Annotated in this window: 15 protein-coding genes; 13 read left to right on the forward strand and 2 right to left on the reverse strand. The window is 76.5% G+C overall.

Annotation, left to right across the window (positions count from 1 at the left end; genetic code table 11):
* Positions 1 to 390 precede the first annotated feature (390 nt).
* From PQI07_RS25050 to PQI07_RS25080, 7 genes are all read left to right on the forward strand, one after another.
* Positions 391 to 1,521 carry a WGR domain-containing protein gene (locus PQI07_RS25050; RefSeq protein ID WP_274927638.1) on the forward strand — a complete coding sequence of 377 codons (1,131 nt, stop codon included), beginning with the start codon at positions 391 to 393 and terminating at the stop codon, positions 1,519 to 1,521.
* Positions 1,522 to 1,662: 141 nt separating this feature from the next.
* Entirely contained in the window at positions 1,663 to 2,082 is a 420-nt protein-coding gene (locus PQI07_RS25055; protein WP_274927639.1) for a hypothetical protein, read from the forward strand.
* A gap of 629 nt (positions 2,083 to 2,711) precedes the next feature.
* On the forward strand, positions 2,712 to 4,244 hold the full coding sequence (locus PQI07_RS25060; RefSeq protein WP_274927640.1) for a DUF4132 domain-containing protein: 1,533 nt from the start codon (positions 2,712 to 2,714) through the stop codon (positions 4,242 to 4,244).
* Between the two features lie 14 nt (positions 4,245 to 4,258).
* A complete protein-coding gene (locus PQI07_RS25065) occupies positions 4,259 to 8,173 on the forward strand; it encodes a DUF4132 domain-containing protein (RefSeq protein ID WP_274927641.1) in 3,915 nt (1,304 codons plus the stop codon).
* On the forward strand, positions 8,170 to 9,300 hold the full coding sequence (locus PQI07_RS25070; protein ID WP_043756542.1) for a VWA domain-containing protein: 1,131 nt from the start codon (positions 8,170 to 8,172) through the stop codon (positions 9,298 to 9,300). The genes PQI07_RS25065 and PQI07_RS25070 overlap by 4 nt, the downstream gene beginning before the upstream one ends.
* Positions 9,301 to 9,309: 9 nt before the next feature.
* Positions 9,310 to 10,458 carry a YehQ family protein gene (locus PQI07_RS25075; RefSeq protein ID WP_274927642.1) on the forward strand — a complete coding sequence of 383 codons (1,149 nt, stop codon included), beginning with the start codon at positions 9,310 to 9,312 and terminating at the stop codon, positions 10,456 to 10,458.
* 220 nt (positions 10,459 to 10,678) lie between these two features.
* A complete protein-coding gene (locus tag PQI07_RS25080; RefSeq protein ID WP_490356182.1) occupies positions 10,679 to 11,317 on the forward strand; it encodes a hypothetical protein in 639 nt (212 codons plus the stop codon).
* Positions 11,318 to 11,892: 575 nt separating this feature from the next.
* Here the strand turns inward: PQI07_RS25080 and PQI07_RS25085 are convergent.
* Positions 11,893 to 12,375, reverse strand: a complete 483-nt coding sequence (locus PQI07_RS25085; protein WP_274927644.1) for a hypothetical protein — start codon at positions 12,373 to 12,375, stop codon at positions 11,893 to 11,895.
* A gap of 961 nt (positions 12,376 to 13,336) precedes the next feature.
* On the opposite strand from PQI07_RS25085, the gene PQI07_RS25090 reads away from it, so the two are divergent.
* The 6 genes from PQI07_RS25090 to PQI07_RS25115 all read left to right on the forward strand — a co-directional run bounded on the left by PQI07_RS25090 (position 13,337) and on the right by PQI07_RS25115 (position 19,519).
* Positions 13,337 to 14,563 (forward strand): hypothetical protein, encoded by a 1,227-nt coding sequence (locus PQI07_RS25090; RefSeq protein WP_274927645.1) that lies wholly within the window; start codon positions 13,337 to 13,339, stop codon positions 14,561 to 14,563.
* Positions 14,560 to 16,224, forward strand: coding sequence for a hypothetical protein (locus PQI07_RS25095; protein WP_075379962.1), 1,665 nt, complete (start codon positions 14,560 to 14,562; stop codon positions 16,222 to 16,224). The genes PQI07_RS25090 and PQI07_RS25095 overlap by 4 nt, the downstream gene beginning before the upstream one ends.
* Positions 16,225 to 16,552: 328 nt before the next feature.
* Positions 16,553 to 18,259: a reverse transcriptase family protein gene (locus PQI07_RS25100; RefSeq protein WP_274927646.1), complete on the forward strand. Its 1,707-nt coding sequence runs from the start codon at positions 16,553 to 16,555 to the stop codon at positions 18,257 to 18,259.
* Positions 18,256 to 18,402, forward strand: coding sequence for a hypothetical protein (locus tag PQI07_RS25105; protein WP_274927647.1), 147 nt, complete (start codon positions 18,256 to 18,258; stop codon positions 18,400 to 18,402). Before PQI07_RS25100 ends, PQI07_RS25105 begins: the two co-directional genes overlap by 4 nt.
* Complete coding sequence (locus PQI07_RS25110; protein ID WP_274927648.1) at positions 18,399 to 19,148, forward strand: SEL1-like repeat protein; 750 nt, start codon at positions 18,399 to 18,401, stop codon at positions 19,146 to 19,148. Before PQI07_RS25105 ends, PQI07_RS25110 begins: the two co-directional genes overlap by 4 nt.
* Positions 19,145 to 19,519: a hypothetical protein gene (locus PQI07_RS25115; protein ID WP_274927649.1), complete on the forward strand. Its 375-nt coding sequence runs from the start codon at positions 19,145 to 19,147 to the stop codon at positions 19,517 to 19,519. The genes PQI07_RS25110 and PQI07_RS25115 overlap by 4 nt, the downstream gene beginning before the upstream one ends.
* A gap of 65 nt (positions 19,520 to 19,584) precedes the next feature.
* Here the strand turns inward: PQI07_RS25115 and PQI07_RS25120 are convergent, their stop codons facing one another.
* Positions 19,585 to 20,688: an adenylate/guanylate cyclase domain-containing protein gene (locus PQI07_RS25120; RefSeq protein WP_274927650.1), complete on the reverse strand. Its 1,104-nt coding sequence runs from the start codon at positions 20,686 to 20,688 to the stop codon at positions 19,585 to 19,587.
* Positions 20,689 to 20,862: the final 174 nt, after the last annotated feature.

Here is a 20,862-nt window from a genome sequence, read left to right on the forward strand (position 1 = left end):
CCCGCGACGCTGGGCGACTTCCTCGCCGGCCTGTTCGCCCTCGCCCGCGAGGAGATCGCCGCCGACGCCACCCTGGCCTCCGTCGAGGGGCTGGTGGCCGCCTGGGGCGATGAGAGTTTCCTGCGGGCGCTGCCGTCCCTGCGGATGGCCTTCGCGTGGTTCCCGCCCCGGGAGCGTGAGCGCATCGCCGTGGCGATCCTGCGCCGGAGCGGCCTCGGCGAGGCACGGGCCGAGGTCGAGGCCTGGCCTGGATGCGCCAGCGCGCCCGCCCGGCCGATCAGGCCGAGGCCCTGTCCGCGAGGCGCGGGTCGCCGCGCGGCTCGCCCGCTACGGGTTGACCTGAGACGCGACAAGGAAAATTTTACCGCCGCGCCACAGGGAGAGGACTGCATGCAGCGTTACGAGCTGACGGCGGGATCATCGGCGAAGTTCTGGGAGGCCGGGACCGAGGACAGCGTTCTCATCGTGAGATTCGGCCGGCTCGGCACGCAGGGGCAGTCCAAGACCAAGAGCTTCGCGAGCGCGCAGGCAGCTCGGGTCGAGCTCGACCGGCTGGTGCGGGAGAAGACCGCCAAGGGCTATCGCCCGGCCGGCGACGCCGCACCGGCTTCGGCCGCCGGGGCGACAGCCCAGGCCACGGTTGCCCAGGCCACGGTTGCCCGGGCCGCCGATTCCCGAAACCGCCGAGGCTTCGCCGGCCCCCGCCGCCCGGGCGGAGGCGCGCTGCACCCCGGCAACCGGCGGCGCCCCGATCTTCTCCGGCACGCCCCTGCCACGCGCACCCGCCCCGGGCCGCCCCTCGACGCCGCCGCCGACTGGGCCGCCTTCGCGGCGCGGATCCGCCCGCTTCTGGAAACCGCTCCCGACGAGGCCCGCGCGCCGGCCGAGGCCCTCGCCGCCCGGCTCGACGGCGCGCCGCCGGCCCCCGACCACGCCGAGGCCCGGCACTGGCTGGAGCAGCTCGAGGCGGCCTGCCCGGCGCTGAACCAGCGCCTCTGGGGTGCCAAGCCCGGACCGCAGGGGCCGGCGGCCCGGGCGGCGTTCACCCATTTCGCCCGCTGGCTCGTAGCCCGCTCCGGCACCGGGACGCTCGTGGCCCTGTTCGACCGGCTGCCAGCCCCGCCCCTCCGGCCGGTACGGCTCCCTGCCGGTCTCGGCCTGGGACATGCCCACCGCCTTCGGCATCCGGGCCGCCCTGGCCGCCGCCCCCGAGGCGGAATACGCGGCGGCCCTGGAGGCAGCCCTCCGGCTCGCCGCCGGAGCCGGAGCCGACCCTCGCCCGCTGGCTCGCGGCGGTCTTCGCGGATGACCGGCCCGGCGCCGACCATGCCCTCTGCGCCGCGCGGTGCTCGCGCGCTGCGACCCGCCGGATCCCAAGGCCTACGGCGAACTCCACGCCGCCCTGCCGCTGATCGTCGACCTGCCGCCGAGCCAGGCCGCGCCCCTGGTACGCCGCGCCGTTCCACCGGGCGACCCTGGCGACCTGCGATGTCGGGGCCGAGGAGGCCGCCGCCACGGTGATCGCCGTCGCCGACGCGGCCGGCAGGCCGGCCACCCCGCCCTCGTCTGGCTCCTGGAGGGAGCGGTCGGCCCGAGCGCACGCTCATCGCCCGGGCGCTCCTGGAGAGGGCCGCCGACGCCCTCGACGCCCTCCTGCCCTTCGTGGGCACCAAGCTGGTCCGCGACGCCCTCGACGCCGCAGACGCGGCCTTCCCCGACTGGATGCTGCGGGCCTATCTCAGGGCGCTCCATGGCAAGGGGGAGCCCGCCTTCGGCCCGCGGGTCGTCACGCTCGCCGAGCGCCACGGACATGAAGCCGCCCGCGCCTGGGCGGCGGCCGACAGGGGCCGGGGCGCGGGGCGCCTGGACCGGCTGCTCGCCGCCGGCGGCGGGCCGCAGGCGGCGCCGGAGGCTTTGCCGCCCGTGCTCCGGGACCCGCCCTGGCGGCGGCGCGGGGCCGCGCGCGCCCCGGCCGGAACGGGTGGTGGCGCCGATCCCGACGCCTTCGCGCACAGCCGCCCGAGCAGGCCCTCGACCGCAGCACCTTCTACTTCCAGGCCGGAACGCTGGTGGAGGCCATGACGGGCCTCGCGGCGCGGTCCGCGCCACCGAGGCGGAGGCCCTCTACGACATGCCGATCCCGCCGCCGGCCGAGCCCGTGCCCGCCGCCGACGCGGATCCCGCGGCGGCCCTGGCCTGGCTCGACCGCCGGCTCGACCTCACCCGGCAGTTTACGGGCTGCTTCTACTTCAACTACGGGCCCTGGTTCCGGATGGTCGGGTGGCAGCCCGAGCCCCTGGCGCTGATGCTGTGGGAGAAGACCGGGCCGCAGCGCGCCCATTACGTGGCGTGGCGGCGCACCATCGCGGTGATGCTGTCCCGCTTCGGCGAGCGGGCCGTGCCCGGCCTCGTCCGCCTCGTCGCGGCGGATCCGGCGCAGCTCCTGCCGGAGGTCGAGCCGGTGGACGCCGCCGAGCTCGCCCCGGTCGCCGCCCGGGTCTTCCACCGCACCCGCAAGCTCCGGCCGGCCGCGGCCGCGGCCTGCGCGCCCATCCCGCACCGCGGCGCTGCGGCTCCTGCCCGAGACCCTCGGGCCCGCCGGCCCGGACCGCGACGCCGCCGACGCGGCCCTGCGCTTCCTCGCCGCCGAGCCCGCGGGGCGCGCCGCCCTCGACGCCGCCGTCGCGGCCTATGCGGAGCGGGATCCCGGCGTGACCGAGGCGGTGGCCGCCGGGGTCGACAGCGACCCGCTGGAGCAGGTGCCGGCCAAGCCGCCGAAGCTCCCCGACTGGGTGGTCCCCGCCGCCCTGCCCCGCCCGGTCCTGCGGAGCGGCGGCGCCCTGCCCGACGCCGCCGTCACCGCCCTGTGCGAGATGCTCGCCTTCTCGGACCCGCTGACGCCCTACGCGGGCGTCGCGCAGGTCCGCGCCGCCTGCACGCCGGAGAGCCTCGACGCCTTCGCGGTCGCGCTGTTCCAGTCCTGGATCGCCGCCGGCGCCAAGGCGACGGGGGAATGGGCCCTGCAGGCGCTGGCCCTGATCGGCGGCGACCACGCCGCCCGCGACCTCACCCGTCAGATCCGCGCCTGGGGGCAGGCCGGCCTGAAGCCCCGCGGCCGGGCCGGCATCGCCGTGCTCGCCGGGATCGGCACCGACGTGGCGCTGATGAACCTCAGCGCCATCGCCGAGAAGAGCCCGCTGCTGCAACTGCGCGAGGCTGCCCGCGCCGCCATCGTCGACGCCGCCGAGGCGCGCGGCCTCGACGAGGTCGACCTCGCCGACCGGCTCTCCCCCGATCTCGGCCTTGACGCCCGGGGCGGGCTCGACCTGTCCTTCGGGGAGCGCCGGTTCCGGGTCGGCTTCGACGAGACGCTGAAGCCCGTCCTGCGCGACGCCGAGGGCCGGCGGCTCGCCGCCCTGCCCCGCCCGACCAAGGCGGACGATCCCGAGGCCGCCAAGGCGGCGTCCCGGCACTGGGCGGCCCTGCGCAAGGACGCGGAAGCCGCCGCCGGCCTGCAGGTCACCCGGCTCGAGGCCATGCTGGCGTCCCAGCGCCGCGTCGCCCCCGGGGTGTTCTGGCCGTTCTTCGCCGCCCACCCGCTGATCCGCCACCTCGCCGGGCGCCTCGTCTGGGGGTTCTATCCGGACGGTGCGCCCGCGACGCCGCCGGGGCACGTCTTCCGCCTCGCGGAGGATCTCTCGCCGACCGACGCCGCGGACGACGCCCTCGCCCTCGACGTCGCGGCGGCCGAGGGCGTGGTCGGCCTCGTCCATCCCCTGCACCTCGACCCGGAAGCGCTGGCGGCCTGGAGCGGCTTGTTCGCCGATTACGAGATCGCCCAGCCCTTCCCGCAACTCGCCCGCGAGACCTTCGCGTTCACCGAGGCCGAGCGGGGCGGCGCCGAGACCCTGCGCTTCGACGGAATCCGGGTGGGCGGCCGCCGCCTGCGCGGCCTGCGGCCCCAGGGCTGGTCGACCGACACCGGTGGCGAGCACGTCCATGCGGTGCAGCGGCCGGTCGCGCTGCCCGACGGAACCCGCCTCGTCGCGGTCCTGCGCTTCGAGGACGGGTTCTGGCACCGGCCCGGCCCGGAGGGCGACGGGATCCAGACGCTGCGGACCCTGACCCTGTCCGAGACCGGCTGGCGCGCCGCGGCGACCCACCGGTTCGGCGACCTCGATCCGGTGACCGCCAGCGAGGTCCTGCGCACGCCGAGCCTGCTCGCCGCCGCCGGCGACGCGTGAGAGGGAGACAGCCCATGGAACGCTACGAGCTGGTCGAGGGCAGCGCGGCCAAATTTTGGGAGGTCGGCGTCTCCGGCCCGACGCTCACCGTCCGCTTCGGGCGCCTCGGCACCCAGGGCCAGAGCAAGGACAAGACCTGCGCCGATGCGGCCGCGGCCGTGAAGGAGAAGGACAAGCTCGTCCGCGAGAAGACCACCAAGGGCTACGTCCGCGCCGAGGGATCGGCTCCCGCACCCGCCGCCGCCCCGGCCGCACCGGCTCGGACCGCGGATGCGGTTCAGGCGTCCGGGACGGCTGAGCGACCGGAGAGCGCCGCTGAAATCCCCGCCGAACCGGCCACCGTGACGGCCACCGACGAGACGGCACCCGTCGCGGCTCCGCCGGCGGCGGCCGAGCCCGCCCCGGACCCGGCCGCGCAGGAGCCCGCATTGCCCCCGCCCCGGCCGCGGTCTTCGAGGCGGTGCCGCTGCCGACCCGCCTGCGCCCCGGTCCGTGCCCGGACGCGGCGGAGGCTTGGCGGGCGATCGCGGCGCCGTTGGCGGCCGCGCTCGGCGATGCCGAGGCCGCGCGCCTCGCCGGGGGCGCCGCCGGACCGGGACGGCCTCGCCGCTTGGCTGGACGCGATCGTCGACGCCGCGGAGGCGCGCCGACAGGGAAATCCGTCCCGGGCCGCCACCGGCGACGCCATCCTGCGGCGGGCGCTGGAGGCGATCCTTCGCTACGCCGTGGCCCGGGGCGGGACGGAGGCCGTCGCCCGGCTGGCCGACCGGCGCCGCCCGACCCCGAAGACGCCGCGCCCCTACCAGCGCCTGTCCTGGGCGGAGCCGCTCCACCTCGCCCTGCGGGCCGCCCTGGTGCACGCCCCGGAGGCCGATTACGACGCCGCGGTCGCGTTCCTGAATGCGCGGATCGCCGAGGATCACGACTGGCCGGCGGCCTGCGCCTGCGCGTTCATCCTGGCCGACGACCGGCCCGCCCCGCACCCGCTCCAGCCCCGCGCCGTGCTCGAAGCCGCCGCTTCCGCGGGGATCGACGTGACGGCCGATACGGTCTACCTGCCGCTCCTCGCCGACGCGCCGCCGGAGGCGGTCGCGGCCTGGCGCGCCAAGCGCAGCTACCACCTCTACTTCGTCTACTGCGCCCTCGACGCGGCCGAGGCGGCCGCGACCCTGCTGGCGGTGGCCCGCGCCGCCGGTCAGCCGGCCCTGCCGGCCCTCGACTGGCTGCTGCACTACGCCACCGACGACCAGCGCCGGACGGTCGCCCTGGCGATCCTGTCGACGGGGGAGGCCGGCGCGCTGCCGGCCCTGCTGCCCCATCTCCACGAGAAGCCCGTCGCGGCGGCCCTCGACGCGGCGCTGGAGGCCGATCCCGCCGCGATCCTGCCCCGCTGCCTCGCCGCCCTCGCGGGCGGCCGATCGGAGCCGGCCCTGCGCGCCCGGGTGAACCGGGCGCTCGATATCCACGGCCTCGACACGGTCCGCGGCTGGCTCGCGGCGTCGGGCGGGCGCGGGGCCGGCATCCTCGATGCCCTGGCGGAGGCCCGCGCCGTGCCCCTGGCGGAGCCCGCCGCCTGGCCGCGGGTGCTGCGTGATCCGCCCTGGCGGGCCAAGGCCCGGACCCGGGACGACCTCGTCCTCGCCCTCGCGCCGCTGCCGACGCCGTTCGCGCACGCGGTGCCGGAGGTCGCCCCGAGCTACTGGCGGGCGCGGAACGCCGTGACCCTCGACGGCCCGGAGGCGCTGTCGGCCTTCGTGGCGGCCACCGAGCTTTCCCATCCGACGCAGGGCTGGAGCCGGATCCCGCCCGCGCTCTCCGAGCCGCCGCGCGACGACCCGCCGGCCCTGATCGCCTGGGTCGCCGCCCGCGTCGCCCAGATCGACGAGGCCTGCCGCTACTGGGCGAACTCGCCCTATCGCCAACTGGTCGGCAGCCTGGAGCGGCAGCCCGAGCCCCTGGCGCTCGCCCTCTGGGCCCAGTCGCGCGTCGTTGCGGGATGCTTCCACGTCTCGCAATGGCCGGAGATCGTGTGGGCGATGCTGGCGCGGTTCGGCGAGCGGGCGATGCCGGGCCTCGTCGGGCTGGTCGAGGCCGATCCGGTCGGGCTCCTGCCGGCGGTCCTGGCGGTGGACGATGGCCGTCTCGCCGTGCCTGCCGCCCGCGCCCTCACGAAGCTCAAGAAGGCCCGCGAGCCGGCGCTGGCCTGGCTGCGCCGCCATCCCGAGACCGCCCTCATCCGCCTGCTGCCCGACGCCGTGGGCCGGCCCGGGGCGCTGCGCGACGCCGGCGAGCACGCCCTGCGCGTGCTGGCGCAGGACCGGGCGGACGGCCGCGCCATCATCACTTCCGTGGCCGCGCGCTACGCGGACCAGGCACCGGACGTGACAGAGGCGGTCGCGCAGGTGCTCGACCGCGATCCCCTCGCCCGCGTCCCCGCCAAGGTCGGCAAGCCGCCCGCCTGGGTCGTGCCGTCCATGCTGACCCGCCCGCGTCTGCGGGACGGGACCGCCCTGCCGGACGCGGCGATCCTGACCCTCTGCGAGATGCTGTCCTTCACCAACCCGGACGCCGTCTATGCCGGCGTGCCGATGGTGCGCGAGGCCTGCACCGAGGCGAGCCTCGCGGCCTTCGCGTGGGACCTGTTCTCCGCCTGGATCGCCGCCGGGACGCCCTCGAAGGACGGCTGGGCCCTGCGCGCGCTGGGCTGGTTCGGCACCGACGCCACGGCCCGCGACCTGACCCGCCTGATCCGCCGCTGGCCCGGCGAGGCCGCCCACGCCCGCGCGGTCACCGGACTCGACGTGCTGGTCGATATCGGCACCGACGTCGCGCTGATGAACCTCAACGGCATCGCCGAGAAGCTGAAGTTCAAGGGGCTCCAGGAGAAGGCCCGGCAGAAGATCGCCCAGCTCGCCGAGGCCCGCGGCCTCACCCCCGAGGAACTGGCCGACCGGCTCGCCCCCGACCTCGACCTCAACGAGCGCGGCGGCCTCGACCTCGATTTCGGCCCCCGCGGCTTCCGGGTCGGGTTCGACGAGACCCTGAAGCCCTGGGTCCGGGACGCCGCCGGCCAGAGGCTCAAGGACCTGCCCAAGCCCGCCAAGGCCGACGATGCCGGCAAGGCCGCGGCGGCGGTGGCCCGCTGGGGTGCCCTGAAGAAGGACGCGCGGGCCGCGGCGAGCCTGCAGGTGGCCCGCCTGGAGGCGATGCTCGCCGGCGCCCGCCGGGTCCAGCCGACGGTGTTCGGCCCCTGCTTCGCCGCCCACCCGCTCGTGCGCCACCTCGCCCAGCGCCTCGTCTGGGCCACCTTCGCGGATGCCGACCCGCGGACCGGCCCGGGCCTGACCTTCCGGGTGGCCGAGGACCTGACCTTCACGGATGCCGACGACGCGCCGCTCGACCTCGACCTGACCGGGGCGGCCCCGGGCCTGATCGGCCTCGTCCATCCCCTGCAGCTCGATGCCGGGGCGCTGGCCGCCTGGGGGGCGCTGTTCGGCGACTACGAGATCGTCCAGCCCTTCCCGCAGCTCGCCCGCGAGACCTACGCCTTCACGGAGGCCGAGGCGGCCGCATCGACCACGAGCCGCTTCGCCGGGACCGTGGTGGAGGCCAACCGCCTGCGCGGCATGGCCGCGAAGGGCTGGCCCCTCGGGTCACCGCAGGATGGCGGTGTGGTCTGGTGGATCGAGCGCGCCGTCACCTTCCCGGGGGGCGCCGCCGGCCAGGCCTCGCTGATCTTCTCGGAGGGCCTGTTCACCGGCGCGGTGGAGTTCGAGGACCGGGAGCAGACCCTCGGCGACCTGACCCTCGGCTCGCCCTGGAGCAACCGGACGGAGCCGGGCCAGCGGACCTTCGGCGCGCTCGCGCCGGTGACGGCGAGCGAGCTCCTGCGCGGACCGAGCCTCCTCGCCGGGACGCGGCTGCGGTGAGCCTCGACCCCGTCACGCGCTGGCGGCTCATCCTGGGCGAGGCGGCGGAGTCCGCCTGCGCGGGGGCCGGCTGCGCCCTGTCGGGGGAGGCCGCCGCCATGGATCAGGCCCTCGACTGGCTCTACGGCCGCGACGCCGAGGGGACGGCGCGGGGGGAGCGGCGCCAGGGCGGCCGCGAGGGCTCGACCCTGACGGTGCCGGGCTGGATCAACGCGGTCCACACGCTCTTCCCCCGTGAGACCATCGAGCGGCTGGAGCGCGACGCGATCGAGCTCTACGCCATCGACGACGTGGTCACGAACCCCGAGGTGCTGGCCCGGGTCGCGCCGAACGAGACGCTGCTGAAGGCGGTCCTGCGCACCAAGCACCTGATGGCGCCCGACGTGCTGGTGATGGCCCGCAAGCTCGTCCAGGAGGTGGTGCGGCAGCTGATGGAGCGGCTGGCCCGGGACCTCGCGGTGGCGTTCTCGGGGGTGCTCGACCGGCGGCGGCACACGCGCCTGCCCGGCGCCCGCGACCTCGACCTGAACCGGACGATCCGCGACAACCTGCGCCACTACGATCCCGAGAGCCGGCGGATCACCGTCGAGCGGCTGCACTTCTTCGCTCGGAACCGGCGGCAGATGCGGCCCTGGCAGGTGATCCTGCTCGTCGACCAGAGCGGGTCGATGCTCGATTCGGTGATCCACGCCTCGGTGATGGCCGCCTGCCTGTGGAAGCTCCCCGGCATCCGCACCCATCTCGTCGCCTTCGACACGGCGGTGGTGGACCTGACCCGCGATTGCGACGACGCCTGCGAGCTGCTCATGAAGGTCCAGCTCGGCGGCGGCACCGATATCGGCGGGGCCCTGCGCTACGCGGCCGGCCTGATCGCGGCGCCGGAGCGGGCGATCGTGGTCTTGGTCTCCGACTTCTACGAGGGCGCGAGCGAGGCCGCCCTGGTCGCTCAGGTGCGGGCGCTCTCCGGCCAGCGCACCCGTGTGCTCGGGCTCGCGGCCCTCGATTCGGCGGCCCGGCCCGCCTACGACCGGGCGATGGCCCAGCGGCTCGTGGCGGCCGGTGCCGAGATCGCCGCGATGACGCCCGGCGAACTCGCCGGCTGGCTCGCCGCCGCGATCCGGAGCTGAGCCGCGGCGATGGCCCGCCCCGACCTCCGGGCCCTCACGGATGACGGCCTCGTCCAGCTCGCCAATGCCGGCCTGGTGAAGCGCGCGCTGCGCGAGGTGGCCGCCGGCCAGGGGCCGGCCCTCGCGGAGGCCGAGGACGGCACCGTCGAGGCGCGCTTCGCCGACGGCACGGTCACGCGACTCGGCCCCGGCCGGCCCCCGGGCGAGGCCAGCTGCACCTGCCCGGCGAGCGGGATGTGCCGCCACCGGGTCGCCCTCGTCGTCGCCTACCGGGCCGCGGCGGTCGCGGATGGACCGGCGCAGCCAGCCGCACCCGCGGCGGTCGCCTGGGATCCCGGCAGCCGACGGCGCCGCCTTCGAGGCGGGGCTCGGCGGCGCGGCGGCGGCGGAGCTGCGGCGCCTCCTGGCGGGTGGGATCACGGTCGGGCTGGAGCGCGGCGCCGTGCCGGCCGCGCGGCTCCCGACCGCGACGGTGCGCTTCCTCGTGCCCGACGCGGTCGGCTACGCCCGCTGCGACTGCGCGGCGGGGGCGGCTGCGCCCACGTCGCCCTGGCGATCCGCGCCTTCCGGGCGGCCGGGGGCGCCGCCGAGATCCGCCTGGGGGGGGCGGCGCCGGCCGGAGCGGAGGCGGGGCCGGCGGAGGAGGGACTCGCGGAGGCCGCCGACCGGGTGGTCGCCGGCCTGCTGGAGGCCGGGGTGGTATCCGGTCCGGAAGCCCACGACGCCGCCCTCGTCCGGCTGCGGCGGGCGGCCGAGAGGCGGGGCGCCACGCAGATCCTGCTGGCCGAGGCGGACCTGGCCGGGCAACTCGCGGCCTATGCCGGGCGTCACGCCGCCTACGACGCGGCCGTGGTCCTGGCGCTCGCCACGGAACTCCTCGGCCGCGTCCGGGGTGGGGAGGCCGCCCTCGGCGTCGGCCAGCCCTACGAGACCGCCATGGGCAGGACGCGCCTCGTTTCCCTGGGCGCCCGGCTCCTCGCCCGCGGGCGCGGCGCCAGCGCCCGGTGGCCCTGGCCGACACCGATACCGGCGCGCTCCTGGCCCTGGAGCGCGATTTCGCGCCGGGCGAGGCCGAGGTGGATTTCGTCGGCAGCCTGCCCGGGCGGCTCCTGGGATCGGGCCTGTCCGTCTCGGGCACCGGCCAGGGCCAGATCCTGACCAGCGTCGCCCGGCGCCGGGCGGACGGGCTCCTCGCCCTCGGCCGGGGCGCGCAGGGCCGCACGGCCCTGCTGCCGCGGGACGCCTGCGTGACCGTGCCGGCCCCCCTGGCGGCGCGGGACGTCCCGTCGATCCTGCGCCGTCTGGCCGAGCGGCCGCCGGCCTTCCTGCGGCCGCGCGACCGGCTGGAGGCCTTCCACATCTTCCCGTCGACGCGGTCCTGGGACAGGCCTGGGCACCGGGCGCCCAGACGTGGCAGGCCGCCGTCGAACTGCCGGAGGCGGGCGGCACGCTGCATCTCGCCCGCGCCTACGACCCCGCCGCGCCGCACGCCCTGGACGCCCTCGCGGGCGCCTGCTCGGGGCGCTGGGGACCTGTGCGGCAGGTCGCCGGCCCGGTGCGGATCGCCGACGGGGCCCTGGTCTGCGATCCCTGGTCGGTGTCGGTCGACCGGCTCGTCGTGCCCGACCTCGCCGCCCCGGACGGCGCCGGCCACCCGATCCCGCCGGCACCGGATCTGGGGCCGGCCACGCTCCTCGACGAGGCGGCGGCACTCCTGGCGAACGCCCTCCATGCCGGGCGGCGGGCCTTCGCGGCGAACGCCCGCGCCGGCGGGGCCGACCTCGTGGCGCGCCTCGCGGCGGCGGGGCATCCCGCCACCGCCGCGCGGCTCTCGGCCTTCCTCGCCGCCGCCCTGGCCCCCCGGGCGCGGAGCCCGATCCTTTCGCCTGGGCTGCCCTCTGGGTCGCCGCCATGCGGGATGATCCCGGGCCGGCGGAGGGCTGATCACGGAATCGTGGGGACGCGGTTGCCCCATCCGGCGCCCTGGGGCAGCTTGCCGCGGTTTCGGGCGCCGTGATCTGCCGGCCGTCCCGTCCCGATCGTTGCGTGAGGAGCCCGAATGCGCGGATCCGTCGATCGTCGCCCAGGCCTGGGCCATCCCGTTCGTCCGGCGCGCGGCCCGCACGCCCACGCGGTGGCATGAGGGTCGTCCGCGCGGCGCGCCTCCACCTGCGGGACGCCACCTCCGACAAGGTCTACGACGTCGATCTGATCGAGAACGAGGCTCTCGGGACGCCCGAGCGCTACTTCGTCAACACACGCTACGGCCGGCGCGGCGCGACCCTGCGCGAGGGCTCCAAGACACCCCAGCCCCTCACCGCCGAGGCGGCGGCCCGGGTGTTCGACAGCGTGATCGTCGCGAAGATCAACGGCGGCTACCGGCGGATCGACGGCCCGGAGCCCTCCGCCGCGTCGGAGCCGTCGGCCGACGGGCGCGCGGCCGTGCTGCGGGCGCGGCTCTCCGCCTGCCTGCACCAGCGCTGGCCCGAGCGGAGCGCGACCGCCTGCTCTGGCGCATCGGCGAGCTGCGGCTGGCCGCGGCGGCCCGGACCTGATCGCCCTGGCGCGGGCCCTCGGTCCGGCGCAGGCGAGCTACGCTCTGGTCTGGGCGCTCGCCCGGGCGGCCGGCGCGGAGGCGGCCCGATCCTGGACGCGATCGCCGCCGACGCCCCCGGAAGCGTCGTCCGGGACCTCGCCCGCTTCGCCCTGGCCGCCCCGCTCACCGGGGCGTACCGCCTGCCGGAGGCCGAGCCGGACCTGCCCGGCATGGTCGCCCGGCCGGCCGAGGCGGGCGACGTCGACGGCCTGTGCGGGGCGCTGGACGGCCTCGCCCGGCATGATCCCGGCCGGGTCGGGCCGGCCCTGGTGGCGCTGGGCCGGCTTGCCCAGGGGCGGCCCGCGCTCCACGCGACGCTCTGCGCCGCCCTCCTCCGGCCGCCGGCGCGGCCACCCTACCTGATCGGCCTGCGGCGCCTGTTCAAGCACGCCGAGATGGCCGACGATGCCGCCCTGTTCGGCGCCGCCGCCCAGCGCTTCGAGACCGCGCAGGCGATGTACCAGGCCGGCCGGAGCCACGCCTACGTCCCCGACCTCCGGCGCTACGTCGCGGTGGACGCGGCGCGCCACGGCCCGGAGGCGCGGCTCGGCCTGTCCACGGCCACCCGCGCCTACATGAAGCGGCGGATCTGGCGCGCCCTGCGCAAGCGCGGCGCCGTCGGGGACCCGGCCTTCACCGCGCTGGCGACGGGCTTCCTGCTGGCCCTGGGCCGGAGGATCTCGACCCCCGACCCGCTGGACCGCCTGGGGGCGCAAGCCGGACGGGACCTGGGGCCGGCAGGCGCGGGCACGGGGACCGCTCGGCCGCAACTGGACGGCGAGCCAGCTCCTGTACCGCCACGCCCCGGAGGCCCGGCCGCGGACGGGATCGCTGACCTTCCTGGAGACCGGCGCCGTCGATCCCGACCGGCGCGACGAGGCCTTTCCGGATCTCTGGAGCGCCCGTCCGGACCTGGCGCTCCGCCTCGCCGCCGAGGGGCGGATCGAGCCGGTGGCGCGGCTGGGGCTGCGGGTGCTGCGCGCGGACCCGGGGGCCTGCGCGGCTCTGGACGCCGCCGCGATCGGGCGCCTCCTGGCGGCCCCGCACGACGCCGTGCGGACCTTCGCCTTCCAGATCGCCCAGGCGCGCCTCGCCGCCGGGATCGCCGATCCGCCGACCTCGCCGCCCTGGTGGCGGCGCTGCTGGCCGCAGCCCTGCCGGAGGCGCGGGCGCTTGCCCTGCGGCGCCTCGAGGCCGGGGCGCCGGTCGTCTGGTCGGATCCGGACCTCGCCGCCGCGCTGCTCACGAGCCCGGAGCCGGATGTCCAGGCGGCGGTCCCGGGGCTCGCCCGGGCGCTGCCCCAGGGCTCGCGGCGCCCCTGGTCGCGCGGCTGGTGGCGTGGCTGCGGGCGATGCCGCCGGAGCCCGACGCCGCCGCGACGGCCGCGATCCGGGCCCTGCGCGCCGCCCTGCCCTCCTGTGGCCGGACCACGACCTGCCGGTGCAGCCCGAGACTGCCGCCGCCCTGATCGCGCACCCGGCCGCCGCCGTCCGATCGGCCGGCCTCGCGCTCCTGGCGCAGTCTCCTGCCGGAGCCGACGGCCTGCCCCCGGAAAGCTGGGACGCGCTGATCGGCACGGGCTCCGAGGACATCCGGATTGCCGCCCTGGTCCTGCTGGCGCGTCTCGACGACGCGCGGCTCGGACCCTACGCCGAGCGGATCGTCGCCTTCGCCAGCGGGCCCGGCAGCGCCGTCCGGCAGGCCGCCCGGCCCCTGGTGGCGCGCCTCGCGGCGGCGGATCCGGGTCTCGCCCCCCGCCTCGCCCGGGAGCTGATCGGCAGCCTGTTCCGCGCGGCCCCCGACGACGCCTACGCCGCCGACGTCGTGGCCCTGCTGCGCGAGGCCCTGCCGGGGGAATGCGCCGCCCTCGACGACGGCACCCTGTGGCGCCTGCTGCAGGCCCGCGCTGACGGCGCCCGCCGCCTCGGCGCCGCCCTCCTGCCCGACCGCCACCCCGCGGCCATCAGCGTCCGCCAGATCGCCCGGCTCGGCGGCCACCCGTACCGGGCGGTGCGGGACTGGGCGATGGCGGCCTTCGCGGCCGACCCGGCCCGGTTCCAGGCCGCGGCGGCCGAGGCCGTGCTCCTCGTGGAGAGCGACTGGCCCGACACCCTCGCCTTCGCCCGCAGCTTTTTTGAAACGTGGCCGGAGGCTGCCTGGACGCCCGGGGCGCTCGCCGTGGTCACCGACAGCGTCAAGCCGGAGGTCCTGGCCTTCGCCCGCCATCTCCTGCGCAGCCGGCTCCGGCCCGAGGATGCGGAGGGGCAGGTGCTGCGCCTGCTGGAGCACCCCGCTCCGTCCATGCATCTCCTGCTCACCGAACTCCTGACCGAGCAGGCCGTGGCGAGCGAGGCGGCCTTCGTACGGCTGATCCCCCTCGCCCGCATCGTGATGCTGCAGGTGCTGCGGGGCCGGGTCGCCAAGGACCGGATGGCCACCTTCCTCCGGGCCGAGGCCCTGCGCAGCCGCGCCCGCGCCGAGGCGCTGCTGCCGCTCTTCGCCGATCTCACCCTGAGCGGCACGGCCCGGGACCGCAGCGCCGCGATCCTGGCGCTGCGCGACATCGCCGAGGCCCATCCCGGCCTCGCCGTGCCTCTCGTCCGGCGGCCGCCGGAGGTGCGGGGGCCCATCTCTCCCTCGGCACCCGTCTCGGAAGGGGCTCGATGAACTTCGTCCATCGCTACCTCGGCGAGAGCCGGGCCGTCTCGGATGCGGACGCGACCCGGCTCGGCTTCGTCCCCGACACGTTGCGCGAGCCGACCTACTTCGCCGGGACGGTGGCGCGACACCTGCCGTTCCGCGAGGCGATCTCGGCCCTGCATCACGTCGTCGTGTCGGACCTGCGCTTCAAGCCGAAGGACCGCACCGCCTATTTCGCGTGGCTCCAGGCCCACGAGCAGGAACTCCTGGCCGAGGCCCTCGCCGAGAAGGACAGCCTGCGCGCCGAGATCGAGGCGCTGCGCGCCGAACACCGGGACATCGCGGCCCGTTCCGACGCGGTGATGCGGCCGTTCTACGACGCGCGGAAGCGGTACTTCGACTACCTCTACCGGGAGAATTTCGACGCCTGGATCGTCCTCGACCCGGTCATCACCGTCCATCCGGACGAGGTCTTCTTCGAAGCGTTCAGCCTCGACGAATCGAGCTACGGGCGCCTGTCCTGCGACCACGACACCTTCGCGCGGATCGGCGACATGGCCTGCGGCACGACCAACATCGACTACAGCCACGCGCTCTACGACGAGTTCCAGAAGATCCGCAGCTACCGCGACACCGAGCTGGCGATCGACCCGACCGGCTTCGCGGTCCAGACCTCCGGCGAGGCCGCCTATCGCGAGGACAAGATCGAGCTGCCGGATTCCTGGATGCGGGGCTTCCTGCAGGTGTCGAGCGCCATGGCGCAGCCCGCCCACGTGGTGGACCTGCACCCGGTCGACATGCACGCGATCCTGACCCGCCTCGCCGCGCGCCGGGAGCGCCACGGCCCGCGCGCCCTGCGGTTCCTGCTCGAGCCCGACCGGCCGGTCAGCGTGCTGATCGAGCCGTGGAACGAGCGGCTGACCTTCCGGCGCTCGATCTACCGCGGCGGCGAGGCCGCGGAGATCCGCCTGTGGGGCCGGCGGCGCCTCGCCATCCTGGCCCGGACCCTGCCGCTCGCCCGGTCGGTGCGGCTGCACCTCCTCGGCACCGGCCTGCCGAGCTTCGCGGTGGTGGATTTCGGCGGCCTGCGCTTCACCCTCGGCCTGTCGGGCTGGACCGCCAACGACTGGTCCCGGGCCGGGCAGTTCGACCTGCTCGCCCCCCGGGGGGAGGTCGAGGCCGACACCGCCGCCCGCGTCTTCGCGGCGCTCCGGCGCCACCACGCCGCCGGGACCGGGCAACTCGCCGCCGAGACCGGCCTCGACCGGTCGACCGTGGAGGCGGCGCTCGGCGGCTACGTGCAGGCGGGCCGCGCCATGTTCGACCTCGACAAGCGGGTCTACCGCCTGCGGGAGCTGACCCGGGAGCCACTAGCGCCGGGCGCCCTGCGCTTCGCCTCCGAGCAGGAGGCCAAGGCCGACCGGTTCCTGGCGGCCGGGCTCGTCACCCTCGGGCCCGTCGAGCAGGCGGGGGACCGGCGGCGCCTGAGCGGGACCGTGCTGGATGACGGCCGGAGCCTGACGCCCGCGGTGGAGCTCGATTCCGACGACCGCATGGTCGGCGGCTCCTGCCAGTGCGGCTTCTACACCCACAACCGGCTCACCCGCGGCCCCTGCGCGCACATGCTGGCCGTGCGCCGCTTCTTCCACGCCCAGGTCGAGGGCAAGCCGGCGCGGTGGCAGGCGTGAGGCAGACCCGATTGATGCGGCCGCAAGCCTGGCCTATCCTGACCGTGACGAGGGGCGTCGGCCGGGGCGGACCTTGCATTTCGGGCGGCGATTCGCCGTCCCTGCACCCTGCCCGGCAAAGCGTCACTGGCCCGCTCTTCACTGGGCCGGCACTGACCACCGGTGCGCGTTCGCGGTTTGGGTTCGCTGAACCCAAACGCGCACCGGTGGTCGTGCCGGCGTCGAGTGGACCGGGCCAGTCCCGAGACTTGACGAAGGCATCCTGGCCGACGTCCCCCGTCACGCTTCCCCCCGTCACGCCTCCCGCCGCCCGCGCCGGAGGCCGCCGATGAGCCCGCAGCCCGGCAGCCTGACCCGCCAGCAGCTCTACGACCGGATCCGCGAGAGCTCGAAGGACGAGGTCATCCTCGAGGAGATGATCCGGCTCGGATTCTGGCCGGACGGGGCGGAGCAGCCCAACCCGCCGGACGACCTGATCCGCCGCCGCGGCGAGATCGCCCGCGCCCTCGCCGATCTGCACCGGCGGGAGGCGGCGTGGCGCGACCCCGAGGCCGCCCTCAAGGAGATGCATCGCCGCCGCAAGACGGCGGCGCTGGAGCGGCGGCGCGAGACGAAGCTGCGCAACGCCCGCGACCGCCACGCCCGGGCGCAGGCGTGGCACGCGCGCCGGGAGGCGGAGATCCTCCATCTCGGCGACGGCGTCTCGGCCGGCCTCGCGAACGCGGATGCGCCCGCGCGGGGGCCCGCCCCCGGTCTTCCCGCCCTGGCGAGCCCGAAGGCGCTGGCGGAGGCCATGGGGATCGGCCTCGGCGAGCTGCGCTTCCTCGCCTACGACCGGGCGCTCAGTGCGGTGAGCCATTACCGGTGCTTCACCATCCCCAAGAAGGCGGGCGGCCTGCGCCGCATCTCGGCGCCGATGCCGCGGCTGAAGCGGGCGCAGTACTGGATCCTCGACGCGCTCCTCGCCCACGTTCCCGTGCACGGGGCGGCCCACGGCTTCGTGCCCGGCCGCTCGATCGTCACCAACGCCGCCGCCCATGTCGGGCGGGACGTGGTGGTCAATCTCGACCTCAAGGACTTCTTCCCGAGCCTCGACTACCGGCGGATCAAGGGGAAGTTCCGGGGCTTGGGCTACGCCGAGCCGGTGGCCACCGTGCTGGCGCTGCTCTGCACCGAGCCGGACGTGGACGCGGTCGAGATCGACGGCGCGCGCCTCTACGCCGCCCGGGGCCCCCGCCGGCTGCCGCAGGGCGCGCCGACGAGCCCCGCGCTCACCAACCTCGTCTGCACCCGGCTCGACGCCCGGCTCACCGGCCTCGCCGCCAGCCTCGGCTTCACCTACACGCGCTACGCCGACGACCTGACCTTCTCGGCCTCCGGCGCGGCCGCCGGGAAAGTCGGCGCGCTGCTCAAATACGTCCACGCCATCGTCGCCGGGGAGGGCTTAACCGTCCATCCGGACAAGACCCGGGTGATGCGCCGCGGCCGGCACCAGGAGGTGACCGGGCTGACCGTCAACGAGCGCGTCGGCGTGCCCCGGGAGACCCTGCGCCGCTTCCGCGCGCTGCTGCACGGGCTCGATCGGCACGGGCCGGCCGGGCGGCGCTGGGGCGCGGCCGGCGAGGGCGACGTGCTCCGCGCCGCGGTCGGCTTCGCGCAGTTCGTCCGGATGGTCACGCCGGAGACCGGTGCGCCGCTGGTGGCGCAGGCCCGCGCCCTCGCGGACCGCCACGGGCTGCGGCCTGCGGTGCGGCCGCAGCCGGACTTCCGCGCCCGGTCCGCGCGGGGAGCAATGCCGCTGGCCCGCTGGTGGGCGCCGGCCCCCGTCCCGCGCCCGAGCCGGACCCGATCCTGGCCGAGGCCGAGGCGGCTGCCGCGCGGGCGGTCGCCGAGGCTGCGGCCCGCGCGGCCGCGCCGGTGCCGGGCCGCAGCGGCGTGCCGGCCTCCGGGCGCCCGCGGTTCGGTACACCCGAGCCGGTCGCCCCCGCGCAGGCCGCGCCCGGCACGGTCGCGGAGGCCGACGACGCCCCCATGAAGCCCTGGAAGGTGGTCCTCGGGGTCTTCGTCCTGTTCCAGGCGGGCGCCCTGCTGCATCCGGCGCTCGGGCTGCTCGTCCTCGTGGTCGCCCTGGTGCTCGGCCTCCGACGCCTGCTGCGCCGCTGGCGCCGGCGCCGGTGAGCCCGCCCCGGCGCCGTCTGGCCGGGCGAATCCTGGCCAGCCTCGCTGCGGCCCTCGCCCTCGCGCGCGGGCCGGCGGCCCGGGCCGAGGAGGCGCCCGGCACGATCATCTTCAACAAGGCGGAGGCCGCGGGGATCGGGAAGCCGCTGCGGCAGGACCCGGCGCTGCTGCGCAGCTTCCCGGCCTGCCCGGCCGACACCTTCGCGCGGGAGCGCCCGGTCTGGCGGCGGGCCTTCGCGCCCCGGCGGCCCACCGAGCGCCGCTGCGCGCGCGAACCCGCGGCCTGCTTCGTGCTCTGCACCCGGTGGTCGAACGCGCCGGCCTGCTTCGACCTCGCCCTCGCCTTCGAGCACCATTCCCTCGACGTCCCGGATATCCTCGACAAGGAGCGCCTCTACGCCCTCGCCTGCGCGGGCGGGTTTCCGGCGGGCTGCACCAACCGGGCCGCCGGGATCCGCAACGGCGGCTACGCGGCCGATCCCTTCCGCGATGCGCCGCGCGCGGACACGGACGCCTGCCTCGCCCGGAGCTTCCGCCTCGATTGCGACCGGCGCGGCGCCTGGGGCTGCGCCATGCTCGGCCAGGCCTACCGCCTGGGCGAGGGCGTCCCCGCCGAGGCGTCCCGCGCCCGGGCGGCGTTCGACATGGCCTGCGCGATCAACCCGGACTTCGCGGCTTGCGCCTTCGCCAAGCGGCAGGTGGCCGAGATGGACGCGCCGCCGGACAGCGCGGACGACCCGCCGTGAGGTCCGGCGAGGCCGGGGCGGATCCCGAGGCCCTGCGGGTCCTCTACGGGCGGAGCGATCCGTGGCCGGCCGGTCCCCCTGCCCCGGGCCTCAGGCGCGCCTGCCTGTGCGTGGAGGTGGACGAGGCGGACGACGTCGCCGCAGCGGAGCGCTGGATGCTGGCCCATGCCGGCCGGCTCACCTGCGTGCGCAGCACCGGCTGCGGCTGCTGCGTGATCGGCTGGGACATCGAGGGGCCGGCGGCGATCATCGACACCCTGCCGGCGGCACTGGCTGCGGCGTTCGACGGGCCGAGCCCGGCGGCGGCCCCCCGGCGCGCGCCGGTCGCCTGGGGGCGGCGCCTCTGGAACCGCTGCTTCCGCCGCGGCTGAGACGCGATCCCGGACCGGCCACGCCGCGCGCCGGGCGCCGGCCGGGATGCGCGGCATGCGACCTCCTAGCGCCGTTCCGCGACGACCTCCGGGCGATCCGGCGCCCTCGGATCCGGCCTCCGCCCCGGGATCGGCCTCTCCGCCACCGCGGCTCCGCGTTCGAGGGTGGCGACCGCCAGGGGCGCCCCCCGGCCGCGCAGGGCGTGCAGGCCCAGGGGGCGGGCGCGGACGCCGTCGGGCAGCGGGTCCAGCCGTCCGAGGAGATCCTGCGAGATCAGGATGCCGACGCCGAGCGGGCGGCACAGGGCCTCGATCCGCGCCGTCACGTTCACGGCGTCGCCGAAATACGCGATCTTGTGGCGGTCGACTCCGACCTCGGCCGTGACCACCGGGCCGCCATGCAGCGCCGCCCGCAGCCGCGGGACCGTCCCGAACCGGGCGGTCCAGGCCGCGGCATCCGCCTCGATCCGGTCGAGCACCGCGAACAGGCCGGTGACGCAGCGCGCGTCCTTGAGGCCGCGCCTCATCGGCCAGGTGATCATGGCGAGATCGCCGACATAGTCGTCCACGGAGCCGCCGTTGCGCCGCACCGGCTCGGCCAGCGTCGCGAACACGGCCCCGAGATACTCCTGGGCGCGCAGATCGCCGTGGGTCTCGGCGAAGGCGGTGGAGCCGACGACGTCGAGGAACAGGAAGATCCGCTCCTCCTGCACCGGCTTGTGGTAGCGGCCGATCATGAAGTTCACGAACACGGCGCCGCCGATCAGGTCGCGCATCCGCATGGCGAAGACGAGGAGGGCCGACACGGCCAGGGAGTAGGCGAGAAACCGCGGCGTGATGCGCACGGCCGTGGACAGGCTGTCGCCGGTGAGGCCGAACCCCCAGACGACCAGGCCGCCGAGGGCGCAGCCGACAGTGATCAGCACCACGTAGAGCAACTCGGCCGCGAGCATGTAGACCAGCGCCGGCAGGCGGCGGATCCGCGGCTGGAGACCCGACAGGGTCAGGGCGGGGACGAAGGCCAGCACCGTCCCGCCCACTGCCAGGGCGTAGACGAGGCCGGCGAGCATCGAGGCCCCGCCGACGAAGAGCACATTGTAGAGGAGGCCCGCCCCGCCGCAGGCGAGGAGGAGGGTCAGGGCCCAGAGCCAGCGGTAGTGCGGAAGCATGGGCTGTCGGCGGGAGAGAGCGTGGCGGCGGGCGCGGTGCGACCGACGCGATGGCAGGGGAGGAAGGCGAGAGAGCGACGAACGCGGCAAAGACTCGGTCTGATTCGGTACGCCGCAGACTGGCCGTTCGCGCTTGATCGATCGGGATCAATGCGCACCGTCCACATCACGGTG

The sequence above is a fragment of the Methylobacterium sp. 092160098-2 genome, assembly GCF_028920805.1.
In the GTDB taxonomy this organism is placed as follows: domain Bacteria; phylum Pseudomonadota; class Alphaproteobacteria; order Rhizobiales; family Beijerinckiaceae; genus Methylobacterium; species Methylobacterium fujisawaense.